The following is a 15,669-nucleotide window of genomic DNA, read 5'->3' on the forward strand; positions in this document are numbered from 1 at the left end:
CCCCCACCACCGCCCTCCGCGGTGCAGCATCCGGTGGGGGGCACTGTGACGGGGCTGACGGGCACCCTGGTACTCGCCAACGGAGCGGGTGCGGAAGTGAGCATCACGGCCAGCGGCAGTTACGTCACCAATGTTGCGCAGGGGCAGGCTTACAACATTGTTGTGCGCACCCAGCCGGTGGGGCAGACCTGCGTGGTGGAAAACGGCTCGGGCGTGGTGACAGGCCCGGTCACCAACATCCTGGTGACCTGCACCACCAACACCTATGTGGTGGGTGGGACCGTCACGGGCCTGGTGGGGGGGCTGAGGCTGCGGCTGAACGGCGCTGCAGATTTGCTGTTGACTGAGAACGGCGCTTTCCGGTTTGCATCGCCGGTTTCTCACGGCAGCGCCTATGCGGTGACGGTGTATGCGCAGCCTGTGGATCAGGCCTGTACGGTCGAAGCTGGCACCGGAGTCGCTGTGGCGCCGGTCACCCAGGTGAGGGTGCTTTGCAGCACGATCTATACGCCGCCTCCGCCACCGCCCCCACCGCCGCCAGCTCCTCCGGCGCCGGGTGGCCTGGGCATTGGCTACGGGACGAAGGCGCTGATCTTTTCGTGGACTTCGGCGCCGGGTGCAACCAGCTACACGGTGTACGAGGACCCGGATGGCGCAGGCCCGCTGACACCCGTGCAGATCGGGTCCACCGCCACCACAGGGCTGACCTATGCAGTACCGGTGCTGCTGCACCTGCGGCTGAATGCCACCTACACCGTGCAGGCCTGCAATGCGGGTGGTTGCAGCGCCCCGTCGACGTCTGTGGCGGCCGACATGGTGCGCGCCGTTGGGTACTTCAAAGCGTCGGCGACCACCGCCGAAGGCCGCTTTGGCAACCGTGTGGCCTTGTCCAGCAACGGCACCACGCTGGCCGTGGGGGCCTATGGCGAGGGGGGCAACACCGGCGCGGTGTACGTCTTCACGAAGAGCGGCGCCACGTGGTCGCAGCAGGCGCGCATTGCCGCCCCCAACGGCGAGGCCAACGATTATTTTGGCAATGCCGTGGCGCTGTCTGCCGACGGCAACACGCTGGCCATCGGCGCGGATGGCGAGAGCGGCGACCAGAAGGGCACGTTTGCGACGATGCCCGCCACCAACAACCTGGCCAGCAACTCAGGCGCCGTCTATGTGTATTCCCGCACGGGCGCCGTCTGGTCGCAGCAGGCATTCATCAAGGCGAGCAACGCGGATGCCGACGATCTTTTCGGTTCATTCGTAGCCCTCTCGAACGACGGCAACACCCTGGCGGTCGGGGCCTATAACGAGGATGGTGACCTGACCGGAACACACGGCAATGCCGCCTATGCTGCGTCCGGGGCCGCCTACGTCTTTGCCCGCACGGGCACCAGCTGGGCACAGCAAAGCTACCTCAAGGCCGCCAACGCCGGTGCGGGAGATTTCTTCGGCATCTACCTCAGCCTGTCTGGCGCGGGCGACACCCTGGCGGTGGGTGCGTTCTTTGAGCGCAGCGCCCTGGCGAGTGATCCTGCGGACGACACCTTGACCAATGCCGGTGCAGCTTACGTGTTCCAGCGCAATGCGGGGGCATGGTCGCAGCAGGCCTATCTGAAGGCCCCCAGTCCCCAAGCGCAGGACCGCTTCGGTGTGTCGGTCATCCTGTCAGGCGACGGCAACACGCTGGCGGTTGGCACGGATGGAGACAGCAGCAACTACACAGGCACCTTCGTCGTGCCGCCACCGCGCAACACCCTGGCACTCAACTCTGGCGCGGTGTTTGTGTTCATTCGCGCAGGTGGCGTCTGGCAGTCGCAGGCGTACTTGAAAGCTTCCAACACCCGTACCCCCCACCGGTTTGGCAACAACTTGGCCATGTCCAGCGACGGCAACACGCTGGTGGTTCCGTCGTACCGCGACGACAGCAATGCGCGCGGATTCAATGGCGACCAGGCCAATACCGCCGCTGCGGATGCGGGCGCTGTGCTGGTGTTCCGCCGCAGCGCGGGCACCTGGGCGCAACAAGCCTACCTGAAGGCACCCAATACGGGCGCTGGGGACCGGTTTGGTGGCCGTGTGGCGATATCGGGTGACGGCACTACCCTGGCCGTGGGGGCATCCACTGAAGACAGTGGATCGACTGGCGTTGGGGGCAACCAGGCCGACGAAAGCAGCACCAACGCGGGCGCGGTGTACCTGTACTGAAAACTGGATGAAGGGCGGCCGTCAACATGCTGACCCTTCCGCTATCAGTGAATGGCGAGGGGCTCAGCACCCCTCGCATCCTTGACGATTGCTTTGTCTATGCGCGTTGCACGCCTTACCGCACCCGCATGCCTGGCGTGGCGCCCGGCCAGGGGTTGAGCACGTAGATGCCAGGGTTGGCCTTTTCGTCACCATGGCTGGCGGCCAGCACCATGCCTTCGCTCACGCCAAACTTCATCTTGCGCGGGGCTAGGTTGGCCACCATCACGGTGTGCTTGCCCACCAGGTCTTCGGGCTTGTAAGCGCTGGCAATGCCGCTGAACACGTTGCGCGTGCGGCCTTCGCCCACGTCCAGCGTCAGGCGCAGCAGCTTGGTGGAACCCTCCACCGGCTCGCAGTTCACGATCAGCGCGATGCGCAGGTCGATCTTGGTGAAGTCGTCGATGGTGATGGTGGGGGCGAGTTCCTCGCCACCAGGATGGGAGTTGGCTGCTATGGTTTCTGTAGCTGCTTGTGATTGTTCTGCCTGCGCCGGTGGCTCAAACAATACTTCGAGTTGTTCGGGGGTGACGCGCTGCATCAGGTGCTGGTAGGGCTGGATGGCCTGCACGTCGCCTGCCACGTTCCACTGCTGCATGTTCACGCCCACAAAGCCTTGCACCGCCTGGGCCAGGCCCGGCAGCACGGGGGCCAGGTAGCGGGTGAGCGTGGCAAAGGCGTTGACCAGCACCGAGCACACCTGGTGCAGGGCCTGGTTGTTGGCAGCGTCCTTGGCCAGATCCCAGGGCTTGTTCTGGTCCACATAGGCGTTGACCTTGTCGGCCAGCAGCATGATCTCGCGCGTGGCCTTGCTGTATTCCCGCGTTTCGTACATCTGCGCGATGGCGTCGCTGGCACCGCGCACCTCGGCCAGCAGGGCTGCGCCCGTGGTGCCAAATTGGTCGGTCAGCTTGCCGTCAAAGCGCTTGGTCAAGAAGCCCGCCGCCCGGCTGGCAATGTTCACGTACTTGCCGATCAAATCGCTGTTCACACGCAGCATGAAGTCTTCGGCATTGAAGTCGATGTCTTCGTTGCGTGCGCTCAGCTTGGCCGCCAGGTAGTAGCGCAGCCATTCGGCATTCATGTTCAGGCTCAGGTACTTGAGCGGGTCCAGGCCCGTGCCCCGGCTCTTGCTCATCTTCTCGCCGTTGTTCACGGTCAAAAAGCCGTGCACAAACACGTTGTTGGGCGTCTTGCGGCCGCTGAAGTGCAGCATGGCGGGCCAGAACAGCGTATGGAAGGTGACGATGTCCTTACCGATGAAGTGGTACTGCTCCATCGCCGGGTCGGCCATGTAGGCGTCGTAGCTTTCGCCGCGCTTTTCCAGCAGGTTCTTCAGGGATGCCAGGTAGCCCACGGGGGCATCCAGCCACACGTAGAAGTATTTGCCGGGCGCGTCGGGGATCTCGATGCCGAAATAAGGTGCGTCACGGCTGATGTCCCAGTCGCCCAGGCCTTCGCTGGTGGTGCCGTCGGGGTTGGTGCGGACGGTGAACCACTCCTTGATCTTGTTGGCCACCTCGGGCTGGAGCTTGCCGTCCTGCGTCCAGTTCTCCAGAAACTCCACGCAGCGTGGGTCCGACAGCTTGAAGAAGAAGTGCTCCGAATTCTTCAGCTCGGGCTTGGCACCCGACAGGGCCGAGAAGGGGTTGATCAGGTCGGTGGGGGCATACACCGTGCCGCACACCTCGCAGTTGTCGCCATACTGGTCCTTGGCGTGGCACTTGGGGCATTCGCCCTTGATGTAGCGGTCGGGCAGGAACATGTTCTTCTCGGGGTCGAAGAACTGCTCGATGGTGCGTACTTCGATCAGGCTGCCATCGGCGCGGTCGCGCAGGTCGCGGTAGATCTGGCGGGCCAGTTCATGGTTTTCGGGCGCATCGGTGCTGTGCCAGTTGTCAAAGCTGATGTGAAAGCCATCGAGGTACTGCTTGCGGCCCGCAGCGATATCGGCCACGAACTGCTGGGGCGTCTTGCCGGCCTTTTCGGCGGCGATCATGATGGGCGCGCCGTGGGTGTCGTCGGCCCCCACAAAGTTGACCGCGTTGCCCTGCATCCTTTGGTACCGCACCCAGATGTCGGCCTGGATGTATTCCATGATGTGGCCGATGTGGAAGTTGCCGTTGGCGTACGGCAGGGCGGTGGTAACGAAGAGTTTGCGGGCGGAGGTCGTCATGGAATGCGGCTTTCTCAGGCGGAACCCGTGATTTTAGGGGGTTGTGGTATGTCTGGCCGCGTGAGGCTTTGGGGCAAGCGACGGATACCACCCCGCCAATGGCAAAATTTCAAGCGGCACGCGAGTCGCCCCCTGGCCCTGGAAAAATCCAGCGGCGTCTTTCTCCAACTCTTGCGCAGTCTTTGCGGTTTTTCAGGTCTTCAACATGTCGTGTCCGTGTGCTGGTTGGGTCGTCTCGCGAGTGAGTTTGCGAAAGTCGTTGTACACGTGGCTGTTGAGCTTGTCATTCAGCGCTGTGCCGTCGCTCGCGGCGCCCGTCATTACCACCGTCGCCGAGGATTCTTTTTCCTACGCCAACAACATATCGCTGGTAGGGCAAAACGGGGGCACTGGATGGACTGGAGCCTGGGTTTCTGACAGTATTTCGTTCACCGATTTTTTTACGAACTCTGTGGGGCTGTCGGTGCCGGGTTTGGCAGGCGCAGGGGGTAAGGTGGTGTACCGGGCCGGGTCGCAGCTGAATGATGCTGCGCGAGACTTGCCGTTGCAAAACTCCGGTGTTCTTTTCGTGCAGTTCGTCTCGCAGTTTGGCACCCAGTCTGGCGGCGGCACGCCGAACCTTCGTTTCATCAATGCAGGTGTAACTACGGGTGCAGTGGGCAACAACGGTGCATGTGGCAGCCCCGTATATGCCATTCTTGACAACACTTTGCAGCCAGTGGCCGGCGCGTGCAGCACAGTGGCGCTCAATACCCTCAGCGCCGTGGTGCTGCGCATTGACTACACAGCCAATCTGACCCAGATGTGGGTGCTGTCCAGCTTGTCGGGATTCGATTACTTGAATCCGCCAGCTCCCTCGGCGTCTTATGCCGGTTTGTCACCAGCATTCCAGCGTATTGCGTTTTATAGCCGCAGCCCTGCCAGCATTGATGAACTGAAAGTGTTTCGGGTGACGGCTCCACCCTCTGCGCCCTCTCCGGTGCCCGGACTGTCGGGTGAGGGTGTTGGAGTCCTGGCGGCGTTGCTGGCGCTGGCGGCCGTGTGGCGCGGGGCGAGCAGGTTTCGCCGCCGGTAATCGGTTGCTTCGGCGGGCACCTCTCAGGTGTGGTGCCGCATCTGCACCTCGGCACCGGTATCCGTCCATCCAAAAAATTGGCACACCTCGGCCCGCATGGCCAGGGTGTCGGCCCGGCCCAGGGCCATCAGCTCCTGCGTGTAGCCGGACTCGAACAGCAGGTAGCTGGCCAGCGCCGCGCCGCGCACATCGGCCATGTTGGACGTGACCCCCAGGGCGCCCAGCATGGTGCGCACGGGGCCGGGCAGGTCGCCCACATGGCGCGCGGCCACGGCGTCCAGGCGCTGTGACGGCGCAATCACCAGCAGCTCGATGGGGCGCAGCGCGCTGTGCAGGCGCTTTTCTTCGGGGATCAGCGACAGGGTCTGGTTGATGCGCTGCACGCGTTCCACGTCCACCGCCAGCGCATCCAGAAAGATGTTGGACAGCGCATGCCCCGCGATCTGCGCCAGCGTGGGGTAGGTGGCCGTGGGGTTGGCGGCGGCATCGCCCTTGGGCTCGTGCATGCGGCCCGCGCCGATCACCAGGATGCGCTCGGCCCCCAGATGGATGGCCGGGGCAATAGGCGCCGACTGGCGCATGGAGCCATCGCCGAAATATTCGATGTGGTCATCCACCTCGATGCCCTTGGCTGGAAAGATGAAAGGAATGGCTGAGGACGCGAGCAGATGCTCGTGCGTGATGCGGTCGCTGGCCGCCTTGCGCTGGGAGCGCACCCAGGGCTTGACGGGCGTGGCCGCTTCAAAAAAGGTGACGTGCTCGCCCGAGCTGTAGCTGGACGCCGTCACGGCGAGCGCGGTGAGGTGGCCCTTGCGGATCAGCCGGGGCAGGCGCACCAGGGGCACCATCTTGACCAGCAGCTTCTCCAGTGGCGAGTTGTCCAGCAGCGACCGCGGCCGCATGCGCCGCCAGCGCGCCAGCGCCCAGCCCAGCGACACCAGCGTGAGCCAGCGCGCGCCGCTGCGCATCACGCTGAGCGAGTCGGCGCCATACACCTGGCTGGCATGGAACTGCCGCCACACGCGTGCAATGCGGCGTACCGCACGGTCAAAGTGGTCGGCTCCGCAGGCCAGGGCGGCTGCGTTGATGGCCCCCGCCGAGGTGCCGGTGATGATGGGAAAGGGGTTGGGGCCGCCGCCTTCGCCACAGGCCTGGCGCAGGTCGGCAATGGCTTCCAGCACGCCCACCTGGTAGGCAGCGCGGGCACCGCCGCCAGTCAGCAGCAGGCCCGTGGGGGGTGTGGCGGGAACGTTGCCAGGGGATGCGGTAGGGGTTGTGGGGAGCATGGACGGTGGGGCGGTGTAAGGCTCCCAGTGTGGAGGGGCGCCCGGGCGCAGCTCATGTGGGAAAACCCGCATGTGCGGGCCACCCCACAGGGGGTGGTCTTAGAACCTGTTCACAGTCTTTTTGGAGATTACATTGGAGTGCAATCGGGATGAGTGGATGCTTCGGATACGCCGCATGGGCTCATGCCCATGCAAGCAGCCGGGGCGTCCAATCGCCCGATTTCACTCCAACCCTTCGGGCAAGTGCCTTGCCGGGCGGTCTGCGGCGTTGCGGCGCTTGCCAATAGCACGGGCTATTGGCTGCGCACCGCGCCTTGCATCTCATCCCGGCAAGGCACTTGTGCAACTCCAAAAAGACTGTGAACAAGTTCTTAACGCTGCTTGAGCAGCAGTTGCGCCACCGCGTCACCTTGCAGCACCACGATGCCGTGCTCCCGGGCAAACGCCTGGGCGTTCTCGCTGACCTGGCCGAGGGCGGCCACGTAAACGCCCGCCGACGCATCTGCAGCGGTCATGGCCGTGTGCAGCTCCCGCAGGGGCTCCACCCCGTGGGTAGCGGCCTTCCAGCGCTTGGCGCTGACCAGCGTGGTCTTGCCGCCCTGGCTCAGGCGCATGTCGGCCCCGGTGGCGTTGCTGCTGGTCAGGCGCTCCACGCTGTAGCCAGCGCGTTCCCAGGCGGTGGCCAAGGTGTCGGCGAAGCTGCGCCAGGGCATGCTGCCCACGGCCTCCAGCATCTCCACCACCTTGGCGGGGTTGGGCGCGCGCAGTTGCTTCCAGGCTGCGATGCAGCCCACCACAAAGATGGGGAACCCTGCCAGCGCGCCCACGACAAAGTACTCCTTGGGCAACAACGCCCCGGCCGCCAGCGTGATGAGGCCCACCACCACAAAGCTGATCCACCACGGCGAGCGCAGCAGGACGGCAAACAGGGAGTTTTCGGACATCTTGAATTTCACGGGAGGCCTTTTTGGAGAGAGCGACGATGCAATGCGGTGCGCATTGTCCTTCAGCGGCAGGGGGGCGGGAGCTTGGGAATAGACTACCGGCCCCACAGGAGTTATTTGAATGGCAGTCACCGAACAGGGCCTTTTGGCCGCACTTTCCAGCGTGCTGGACCCCCATACGGGCAAGGATTTTGTCAGCAGCCGCGCCCTGCGCAACCTGCAGATCACCGGTGGCGACGTGGCGTTTGACGTGGAACTGGGCTACCCCGCCAAGAGCCTGGTGCCCGAGCTGCGCCGCAGCCTGGTGGCCGCCGCCAAGGGCGTGGCGGGCGTGGACAACGTGTCGGTCAACATCACCACCAAGGTCATCGCCCACGCCGTGCAGCGCGGCGTGCAGCTCTTGCCCCAGGTCAAGAACATCATCGCCGTGGCCTCGGGCAAGGGCGGCGTGGGCAAGAGCACCACGGCCGCCAACCTGGCCCTGGCCCTGGCTGCCGAAGGCGCCAGTGTGGGCGTGCTCGACGCCGACATCTACGGCCCCAGCCAGCCCATGATGCTGGGCATCAACCGCCGCCCCGAAAGCGATGACGGCAAGACCATGGAGCCGCTGGAAAACTACGGCGTGCAGGTCATGTCCATCGGCTTCCTGGTGGACCAGGACGAAGCCATGATCTGGCGCGGCCCCATGGCCACCCAGGCGCTGGAGCAGCTCTTGCGCCAGACCAACTGGAAAGACCTGGACTACCTCATCATCGACATGCCGCCCGGCACTGGCGACATCCAGCTCACGCTGAGCCAGCGCGTGCCCATGACCGGCGCCGTGATCGTGACCACACCGCAGGACATCGCGCTGCTGGACGCCAAGAAGGGCATCAAGATGTTCGAGAAGGTGGGTGTGCCCATCCTGGGCATCGTCGAGAACATGGCAGCCCATGTGTGCAGCAACTGCGGCCATGTGGAGCACATCTTTGGCGCCGACGGCGGCAAGAAGATGGCGGCCGAATACCACATGGACTACCTGGGAGCGCTGCCGCTGGACATGAGCATCCGCCTGCAGGCCGACAGCGGCAAGCCCACTGTGGTGGCCGACCCGGACGGGGACGTGGCCAAGATCTACAAGAAGGTGGCGCGCGACGTGGCGGTGAAGATCGCCCAGCAGGCCAAGGACTTCTCGAACAAGTTCCCCACCATCTCGATCAGCAAGAACACCTGATCCTCCTGAGCCGCCCCACCGCGCCATGAACCTGCTCGCGTCCCTGCGCTACCTGGTGGCTCTGCACGAGCACCGGCACTTTGGCCGGGCGGCGCAGGCCTGCCACATCACGCAGCCGGCGCTCTCCAACGCGCTGCGCGCGCTGGAAAAGGAGTTTGGCGTGGTGGTGGTGCGCCGAGGGCGCAGCTTTGAAGGCTTCACGCCCGAGGGTGAGCGTGTACTGGCATCCGCCCAGCGCATGCTGCACGAGCACCAGGTGCTGCAGCAGGACCTGAGCAGCGACGCCGCCCACCCGCGCGGCACGCTGCGCCTGGGCGCGGTGCCCACGGCCATGCCCATCCTGGCGCGGTTTGCGGCGCAGCTGCAGGCGCGGCACCCGGGCATCGTGCCGGTGGCACTGTCGATGAGCTCGCAGGCGCTGGAGGCCGGGCTGGAAAACATTTCGCTGGACCTGGCTCTGGGCTACACCGAGCGCATGCCCGCACGCGGCGGCCCGCTGCGGGCCTGGCCGCAGTATGTCGAGCACTACTTTCTGCTGCGCCGCGCACCGCGCCCGCCCCAGGGCACGGCGCGTGGGCTGCAGATCGGCCCGCCCATGGCCTGGACCGATGCGGCGGCGCTGCCGCTGTGCCTGCTCACCCCGGAGATGCACAACCGCAGCCTGGTCGATGGCGCCTTCCGCGCGGCAGGCGCCACGGTCATGCCTGCCATGGAAACCGATTCGGTGCTGACCTTGGCGCTGAGCGTGGTGGCGGGCCAGTTGTGCAGCGTCCTGCCCGGGGCGCTGGTCGATGCCGTGCGCGGCCATGAGGGGCTGGAGGCCCTGCCGCTCAAGGGCCCGGTGCTGACCACCCCCATCGGATTCATGTCGCACCGGCAGGTGCAGCCCACCCGCGCCCTCGATGCAGCGCTGGCACTGGCGCAGGACACCGACTGGCTGCAGCACGCCGCCGCACACAGTGGGCTTCTGGTCGCCGATTGAGCACTGACCGCACGGGTTGCGGTGGTTGATTCATGGGCAGCTGAAAAAACGGCTGTTTCATTTGTTTTTGTGATCGACCCATGTGCATCGGCAATTTGACGCCGTAGGCGCCCGTGGCCGACACTGCGGCGGCCCGGGCACCCTATGCAGGTGCCTGCATACAACCAGATCAACGCCCCCACGCCCCCGGTCCATGCACCTTGCCCCCGAAGCCCCCACCGTCGCCGCCGTGTCCGTCAACGACATGCGCGAACGCATCCGCCGCAAAAGCCGCCTCAAGGGCCGCCAGCCCGAAGACGCGGCCATGGCCGAGGTGGCGCAACTGCTGGGCCCGCGCCCGGCCACGGGCTTTCGGCGTGACCTGCTCATCGAATACTTGCACCGCCTGAACGACCACTTTGGCGTGCTGCACGACCGGCACCTGGTGGCACTCGCCAAGCAGATGAACCTGCCGATGGCCGAGGTGTACGAGGTGGCGAGCTTCTACCACCACTTCGAGATCGTGCGTGGTGAAGAGGCCCAGGCGCCCCGCCTGGTGGTGCGGGTGTGCGACAGCCTGAGCTGCAGCATGGCGGGCGCCGGCGACCTGCTGGCCGCGCTGCCCGAGCGCCTGCGCGCGGCCGGGCAGGGCGATGTGCAGGTGTTGGCCGTGCCCTGCGTGGGCCGGTGCGAGCAGGCGCCCGTGGCGGTGGTGCACCAGTGCCCGGTGCCCCACGCCACGGTCGATGGGGTGCTGGAAGCCGTTGATTTGAAGCCCAATCGGGTGGTAGCGCTACATCCATATGCCCAAGGCGCTATCAATTTTGATATTGCTGAGTGTGTGGAGGCGAGCGTGCCTGCGCAGCCGGATGGAATCAGCCCCGCACACACCGACCTGGCCACCTACCGTGCGCATGGTGGCTACCAGACCGCCGCTGCGCTGGTCAATGGCGAGATGGACGCCGAGGCCGTGCTGGCCGCCATGGAAGACTCCGGCCTGCGTGGATTGGGGGGCGCAGGTTTTCCGGCCGGGCGCAAGTGGCGCATTGTTCGGGACCAGCCCGCGCCGCGCCTGATGGCCGTCAACATCGACGAGGGCGAGCCCGGCACCTTCAAGGACCGTACCTACCTGGAGCGCGACCCGCACCGATTTCTGGAAGGCGTGCTCATCGCCGCCCAGGTGGTGGGCACCGAGGCCATCTATATCTACCTGCGCGACGAATACCACGGCTGCCGTGCGCTGCTGCAGCGCGCCCTGGACGACCTGCGCGCCGATCCGCCATGCCCACTGCCTCACATCGAACTGCGGCGCGGTGCGGGTGCCTACATCTGCGGCGAAGAGTCAGCCATGATCGAGAGCATCGAAGGCAAGCGTGGCGAACCCCGCATGCGCCCGCCCTACATCGCGCAGGTGGGGCTGTTCGGCCGGCCCACGCTGGAGCACAACTTTGAGACGCTGTACTGGGTGCGCGACATCGTGGAGCGCGGGCCGCAGTGGTTTGCCAGCTTTGGCCGCCACGGCCGCAAGGGGCTGCGCAGTTTCAGCGTGAGCGGCCGGGTGAAGCACCCCGGCGTCAAGCTTGCTCCAGCGGGCATCACGGTGCAGGAACTCATCGACGAATACTGCGGCGGCATGTTGGACGGCCACCAGCTCTATGCGTACCTGCCCGGCGGCGCCTCGGGCGGCATCCTGCCTGCCAGCCTGAACCAGATTCCCCTGGACTTCGACACGTTGCAGCCCTACGGCTGCTTTATCGGCTCGGCCGCCGTCATCGTGCTCAGCCAACACGACCGCGCGCGCGACGCGGCGCTGAACGTGATGCGCTTCTTCGAACACGAAAGCTGCGGCCAGTGCACGCCCTGCCGTGTGGGCACGGCCAAGGCGGCCACGCTGATGCAAGCGCCGAAGTGGGATGAAGAACTGCTCGACGATCTGGCACAGGTAATGGCCGACGCTTCCATCTGCGGCCTGGGCCAGGCTGCGCCCAACCCCATCCGCTGCATCCACAAATACTTTGCGCACGAAGTGGGCGAGGGGCCCTGGCCGGGCGATTTGCCCAAGCCGCGTAACAGCCCGTTGACCGAACAACTGCCTACCGGGGTGAAGCCATGAGCGCCGTGTTGACTTCTGCCGTAGCGCAGCCCGGCGTGGCTTTCGAGCTGGACGGCCAGCCCGTCACCGCCCATCCTGGCGAAACCATCCTGAAGGCTGCGCAGCGCCATGGCGTGGAGATTCCGCACCTCTGCTACTCCGACGGCCTGCGCCCCGACGGCAACTGCCGCGCCTGTGTGGTTGAGATCGCGGGCGAACGCACGCTGGCCCCCAGCTGCTGCCGCGCGCCGACGCAAGGCATGAAGGTGCAGGCCGCCAGTCCCCGCGCCCGCAAGAGCCAGCAGATGGTGGTGGAGATGCTGCTGTCCGATATGCCGGATGTTGGCTACCAATGGAATGATGACCAACCAGATACTCCTGAATTGATAGCTGGTGGAGCATATTCTTCTAGCGCTACAGGCCCATTGGATTCAAAAACTGCCCCAGCGGTAGGTCAGCATGGCGAATTGAGTGCTTGGGCCGATCGCCTGGGCGTCATCGTGCGCCCCGCGCTCCAGGCCCTGCGCCGCGAGCAGCCCGCGCCTGACCTCAGCCACCCCGCCATGGCCGTCAACCTGGACGCCTGCATCCAGTGCAACCGCTGCGTGCGCGCCTGCCGCGAAGAGCAGGTCAACGACGTGATCGGCTACGCGCTGCGCGGCTCGAATAGCAAGATCGTCTTCGACCTGGACGACCCCATGGCCGAGAGCACCTGCGTGGCCTGTGGCGAATGCGTTCAGGCTTGCCCCACGGGCGCGCTCAGCCCCAAGACGCACATCGGCTCCCAAAAGGTGGACCGCAAGGTGGATTCGGTCTGCCCGTTTTGCGGCGTGGGCTGCCTCATCACCTACAACGTGCGCGATGAAAAGATCATCAGCATCGAAGGCCGCGACGGCCCGGCCAACCACGGCCGCCTGTGCGTGAAAGGGCGCTTCGGTTTCGACTACGCCCACCACCCGGACCGCCTCACGGGGCCGCTGATCCGCAAACCCGGTGTGCCCAAGGAGGTGCGGCCCTACGGCGCTGACTGGCGCGACACCTTCCGCGAAGCGACCTGGGACGAGGCGCTGGGCCTGGCTGCCGGCGCGCTCAAAGCCCTGCGCGACACCCACGGCCCCAAGGCGCTGGCGGGCTTTGGCTCCGCCAAGGGCAGCAATGAAGAAGCGTATTTGTTCCAGAAGCTGGTGCGCACCGGCTTTGGCAGCAACAACGTGGACCATTGCACCCGGCTGTGCCACGCGTCCAGTGTGGCAGCGCTGCTCGAAGGTGTGGGCTCGGGTGCGGTGAGCAACCCGGTGAATGACGTGGAGCATGCCGAGCTGATCTTTGTGATCGGCTCCAACCCCACGGCCAACCACCCCGTGGCCGCCACGTGGATGAAAAACGCCGCACAGCGCGGCGCCAGGATCGTGCTGGCCGACCCGCGCGTGACCGACATTGGCCGCCACGCCTGGCGCACGCTGCAGTTCAAGGCCGATACCGATGTGGCCATGCTCAACGCGCTCATCCACACGGTGATCGACGAGGGCTTGGTGGATGAGGCCTTCATCCGGGATCGCGCCAACAACTTCGAGGCGCTCAAGGCCAACGTGATGGGCTGCAGCCCTGAGGCCATGGCGCCCGTGTGCGGCATTCCGGCCGAGACGCTGCGCGAAGTGGCGCGCGCGTTTGCCACGGCCAAGTCCTCGATGATCCTCTGGGGCATGGGCGTGAGCCAGCACGTGCACGGCACCGACAACGCGCGCTGCCTGATTGCGCTGTGCGCCGTCACCGGCCAGATCGGCAAGCCCGGCTCGGGCCTGCACCCGCTGCGCGGCCAGAACAACGTGCAGGGCGCGAGCGACGCGGGCCTGATCCCCATGATGTTCCCGAACTACCAGCGCGTGGACAATGCCGGGGCGCATGCGTGGTTTGAACAGTTCTGGGGCACTCCGCTGGACGAGACCCCCGGCTACACCGTGGTCGAGATCATGCACAAGACCCTGGCCGACGACAGCGACCCGCACAAGGTGCGCGGCATGTACATCATGGGCGAGAACCCCGCCATGAGCGACCCCGACCTGAACCACGCGCGCCACGCGCTGGCCAGCCTGTCGCACCTGGTGGTGCAGGACATCTTCCTGACCGAAACCGCCTGGCTGGCCGACGTGGTGCTGCCCGCCAGCGCCTGGCCCGAAAAGACCGGCACCGCCAGCAACACCGACCGCATGGTGCAGATGGGCCGCCGCGCGTTGAACCCGCCGGGCGATGCGCAGCCGGACCTGTGGATCATTCAGCAACTTGCTCGACGGATGGGGCTGGATTGGAACTACGAAGGCGAAGAGTCCGGCGTGGCCGCTGTCTACGACGAAATGCGCCAGGCCATGCACGCCAGCATTGAGGGCATCACCTGGGACCGCCTGGAGCGGGACTCCAGCGTGACCTACCCCTGCCTTACGCCCGACGACCCCGGCCAGCCCATCGTGTTCACCGAGAAATTCCCCACGCCCACGGGCCGCCTGCAGCTGGTGCCCGCCAGCGTGATCCCGGCCGCCGAAAAGCCCGATGCCGACTACCCCCTGGTGCTCATCACGGGCCGCCAGCTGGAGCACTGGCACACGGGCAGCATGACGCGGCGCAGCACCGTGCTCGACGCCATCGAGCCTATGGCCACCGCATCGCTGCATGGCGACGAACTTGACCGGCTTGGCGTGGCGCCCGGTGCGCTGGTGGGCATCCGCTCGCGGCGCGGCATGGTGCAGGTGCGCGTGCGGCGCGACGACGGCACGCCGCGCGGCACGGTGTTCATGCCATTTGCCTACGTGGAGGCGGCGGCCAATCTGCTCACCAACGCGGCGCTGGACCCGTTCGGCAAGATCCCCGAATTCAAATATTGCGCAGTGGCGGTGGAGGTCATGCAGGCCACTCGCGTGCCGGGCTGACACCGCGCGATCCGTACGCTGGCTGTGGGGCTTTGCGCCGCGCGCTGCGGGCAAGGGGTTACTCCGGGGTACAGTCGCAGCCCATGACAGAGCGCCCCTACACCGACGTTGCCGTGATCATGCGGCGCGAGCACATCGACAACCGCTGGCAGCCCTGGCGGTGGTCGCTGGCCGAGGTGGTGATCCACGAGCCCGCCTTTGGGACCGAACCCCGCCCGCTGATCCAGGACGAGCGCGAGCAGCGCTGGCTGTTCCCGGGCTTTCGCGTGGAGTTGTTCCGCGACGACGCCGAGGGTTATCACCTGAACCTCACTTCGCCCGCGCCCTGCTGGTTTGTGATGTGGCGCCAGGATGAAGACACGGGGGCGGGCGAGGTCCCCATGGCCCGCCCGGTGGCAGTGAGCCTGAGCTACCACGACGCCGGCCGCTGGCTGGACGCGCAGGAAACCGTGGAGCAAGTGCCCGCCGATGCCGAGGTGGTGGAGGCACTGCGCGCCTTTGTGGCCGAGCATTACCAGCCCGAGCCCAAGCGCCGCAAGCGGCCCGAGAGCTTTCGCACGCTGCAGGACCGCTTTGGCAACCCCGCGTCCGTGTCCACCGACAAGCCGCGTGGCGGCGGTGGTGGTGGTGGCGGCCATGCGGGAGGCGCGCGAGGAGGTGGCGACCATGGCTGAAGGATTCCTCGGCCGCTGGTCGCGGCGCAAGCAGGATGTGCTGGCGGGCAAGCCCGTGCAGGACCCGCCGCCGCCCGCCCCCCAGGTGG

The 15,669-nt window shown here is 66.0% G+C and carries 10 protein-coding genes; 7 read left to right on the forward strand and 3 right to left on the reverse strand.

Features of this window, described 5'->3' with window-relative positions; translation table 11 throughout:
* A partial coding sequence (locus tag AC07X4_RS21780) for an FG-GAP repeat protein (RefSeq protein ID WP_494741292.1) occupies positions 1 to 2,199 on the forward strand: 2,199 nt, incomplete at its 5' end.
* Positions 2,200 to 2,314: 115 nt separating this feature from the next.
* Here the strand turns inward: AC07X4_RS21780 and metG are convergent.
* The gene (gene metG / locus AC07X4_RS21785) at positions 2,315 to 4,414 is read right to left on the reverse strand and encodes a methionine--tRNA ligase (protein ID WP_494741293.1); all 2,100 of its coding nucleotides are present in this window, start codon (positions 4,412 to 4,414) and stop codon (positions 2,315 to 2,317) included.
* 274 nt (positions 4,415 to 4,688) lie between these two features.
* Here metG and AC07X4_RS21790 point away from each other — a divergent pair, with 274 nt between their 5' ends.
* A complete protein-coding gene (locus AC07X4_RS21790) occupies positions 4,689 to 5,489 on the forward strand; it encodes a hypothetical protein (RefSeq protein WP_494741294.1) in 801 nt (266 codons plus the stop codon).
* 23 nt (positions 5,490 to 5,512) lie between these two features.
* Here AC07X4_RS21790 and AC07X4_RS21795 read toward each other — a convergent pair whose 3' ends face one another.
* Together AC07X4_RS21795 and AC07X4_RS21800 are read right to left on the reverse strand one after the other, a co-directional pair.
* Positions 5,513 to 6,775, reverse strand: coding sequence for a patatin-like phospholipase family protein (locus AC07X4_RS21795; protein WP_494741295.1), 1,263 nt, complete (start codon positions 6,773 to 6,775; stop codon positions 5,513 to 5,515).
* 371 nt (positions 6,776 to 7,146) lie between these two features.
* Positions 7,147 to 7,719 carry a restriction endonuclease gene (locus tag AC07X4_RS21800; RefSeq protein ID WP_494741296.1) on the reverse strand — a complete coding sequence of 191 codons (573 nt, stop codon included), beginning with the start codon at positions 7,717 to 7,719 and terminating at the stop codon, positions 7,147 to 7,149.
* Between the two features lie 121 nt (positions 7,720 to 7,840).
* Between AC07X4_RS21800 and apbC the strand changes: the two genes are divergently transcribed.
* The 5 genes from apbC (at position 7,841) to AC07X4_RS21825 (ending at position 15,580) form a co-directional block, all read left to right on the forward strand.
* Positions 7,841 to 8,932 (forward strand): iron-sulfur cluster carrier protein ApbC, encoded by a 1,092-nt coding sequence (gene apbC / locus AC07X4_RS21805; RefSeq protein WP_056746768.1) that lies wholly within the window; start codon positions 7,841 to 7,843, stop codon positions 8,930 to 8,932.
* A 25-nt stretch (positions 8,933 to 8,957) separates the two neighbouring features.
* On the forward strand, positions 8,958 to 9,914 hold the full coding sequence (locus AC07X4_RS21810) for a LysR substrate-binding domain-containing protein (protein WP_494741297.1): 957 nt from the start codon (positions 8,958 to 8,960) through the stop codon (positions 9,912 to 9,914).
* Positions 9,915 to 10,107: 193 nt separating this feature from the next.
* Positions 10,108 to 12,006 carry an NAD(P)H-dependent oxidoreductase subunit E gene (locus AC07X4_RS21815; protein WP_494741298.1) on the forward strand — a complete coding sequence of 633 codons (1,899 nt, stop codon included), beginning with the start codon at positions 10,108 to 10,110 and terminating at the stop codon, positions 12,004 to 12,006.
* Positions 12,003 to 14,906, forward strand: a complete 2,904-nt coding sequence (gene fdhF / locus AC07X4_RS21820) for a formate dehydrogenase subunit alpha (RefSeq protein WP_494741299.1) — start codon at positions 12,003 to 12,005, stop codon at positions 14,904 to 14,906. Before AC07X4_RS21815 ends, fdhF begins: the two co-directional genes overlap by 4 nt.
* An 83-nt stretch (positions 14,907 to 14,989) precedes the next feature.
* Positions 14,990 to 15,580: a DUF3305 domain-containing protein gene (locus AC07X4_RS21825; RefSeq protein ID WP_146871775.1), complete on the forward strand. Its 591-nt coding sequence runs from the start codon at positions 14,990 to 14,992 to the stop codon at positions 15,578 to 15,580.
* Positions 15,581 to 15,669 lie beyond the last annotated feature (89 nt).

This window comes from Acidovorax sp. GW460-11-11-14-LB4, from assembly GCF_059423685.1.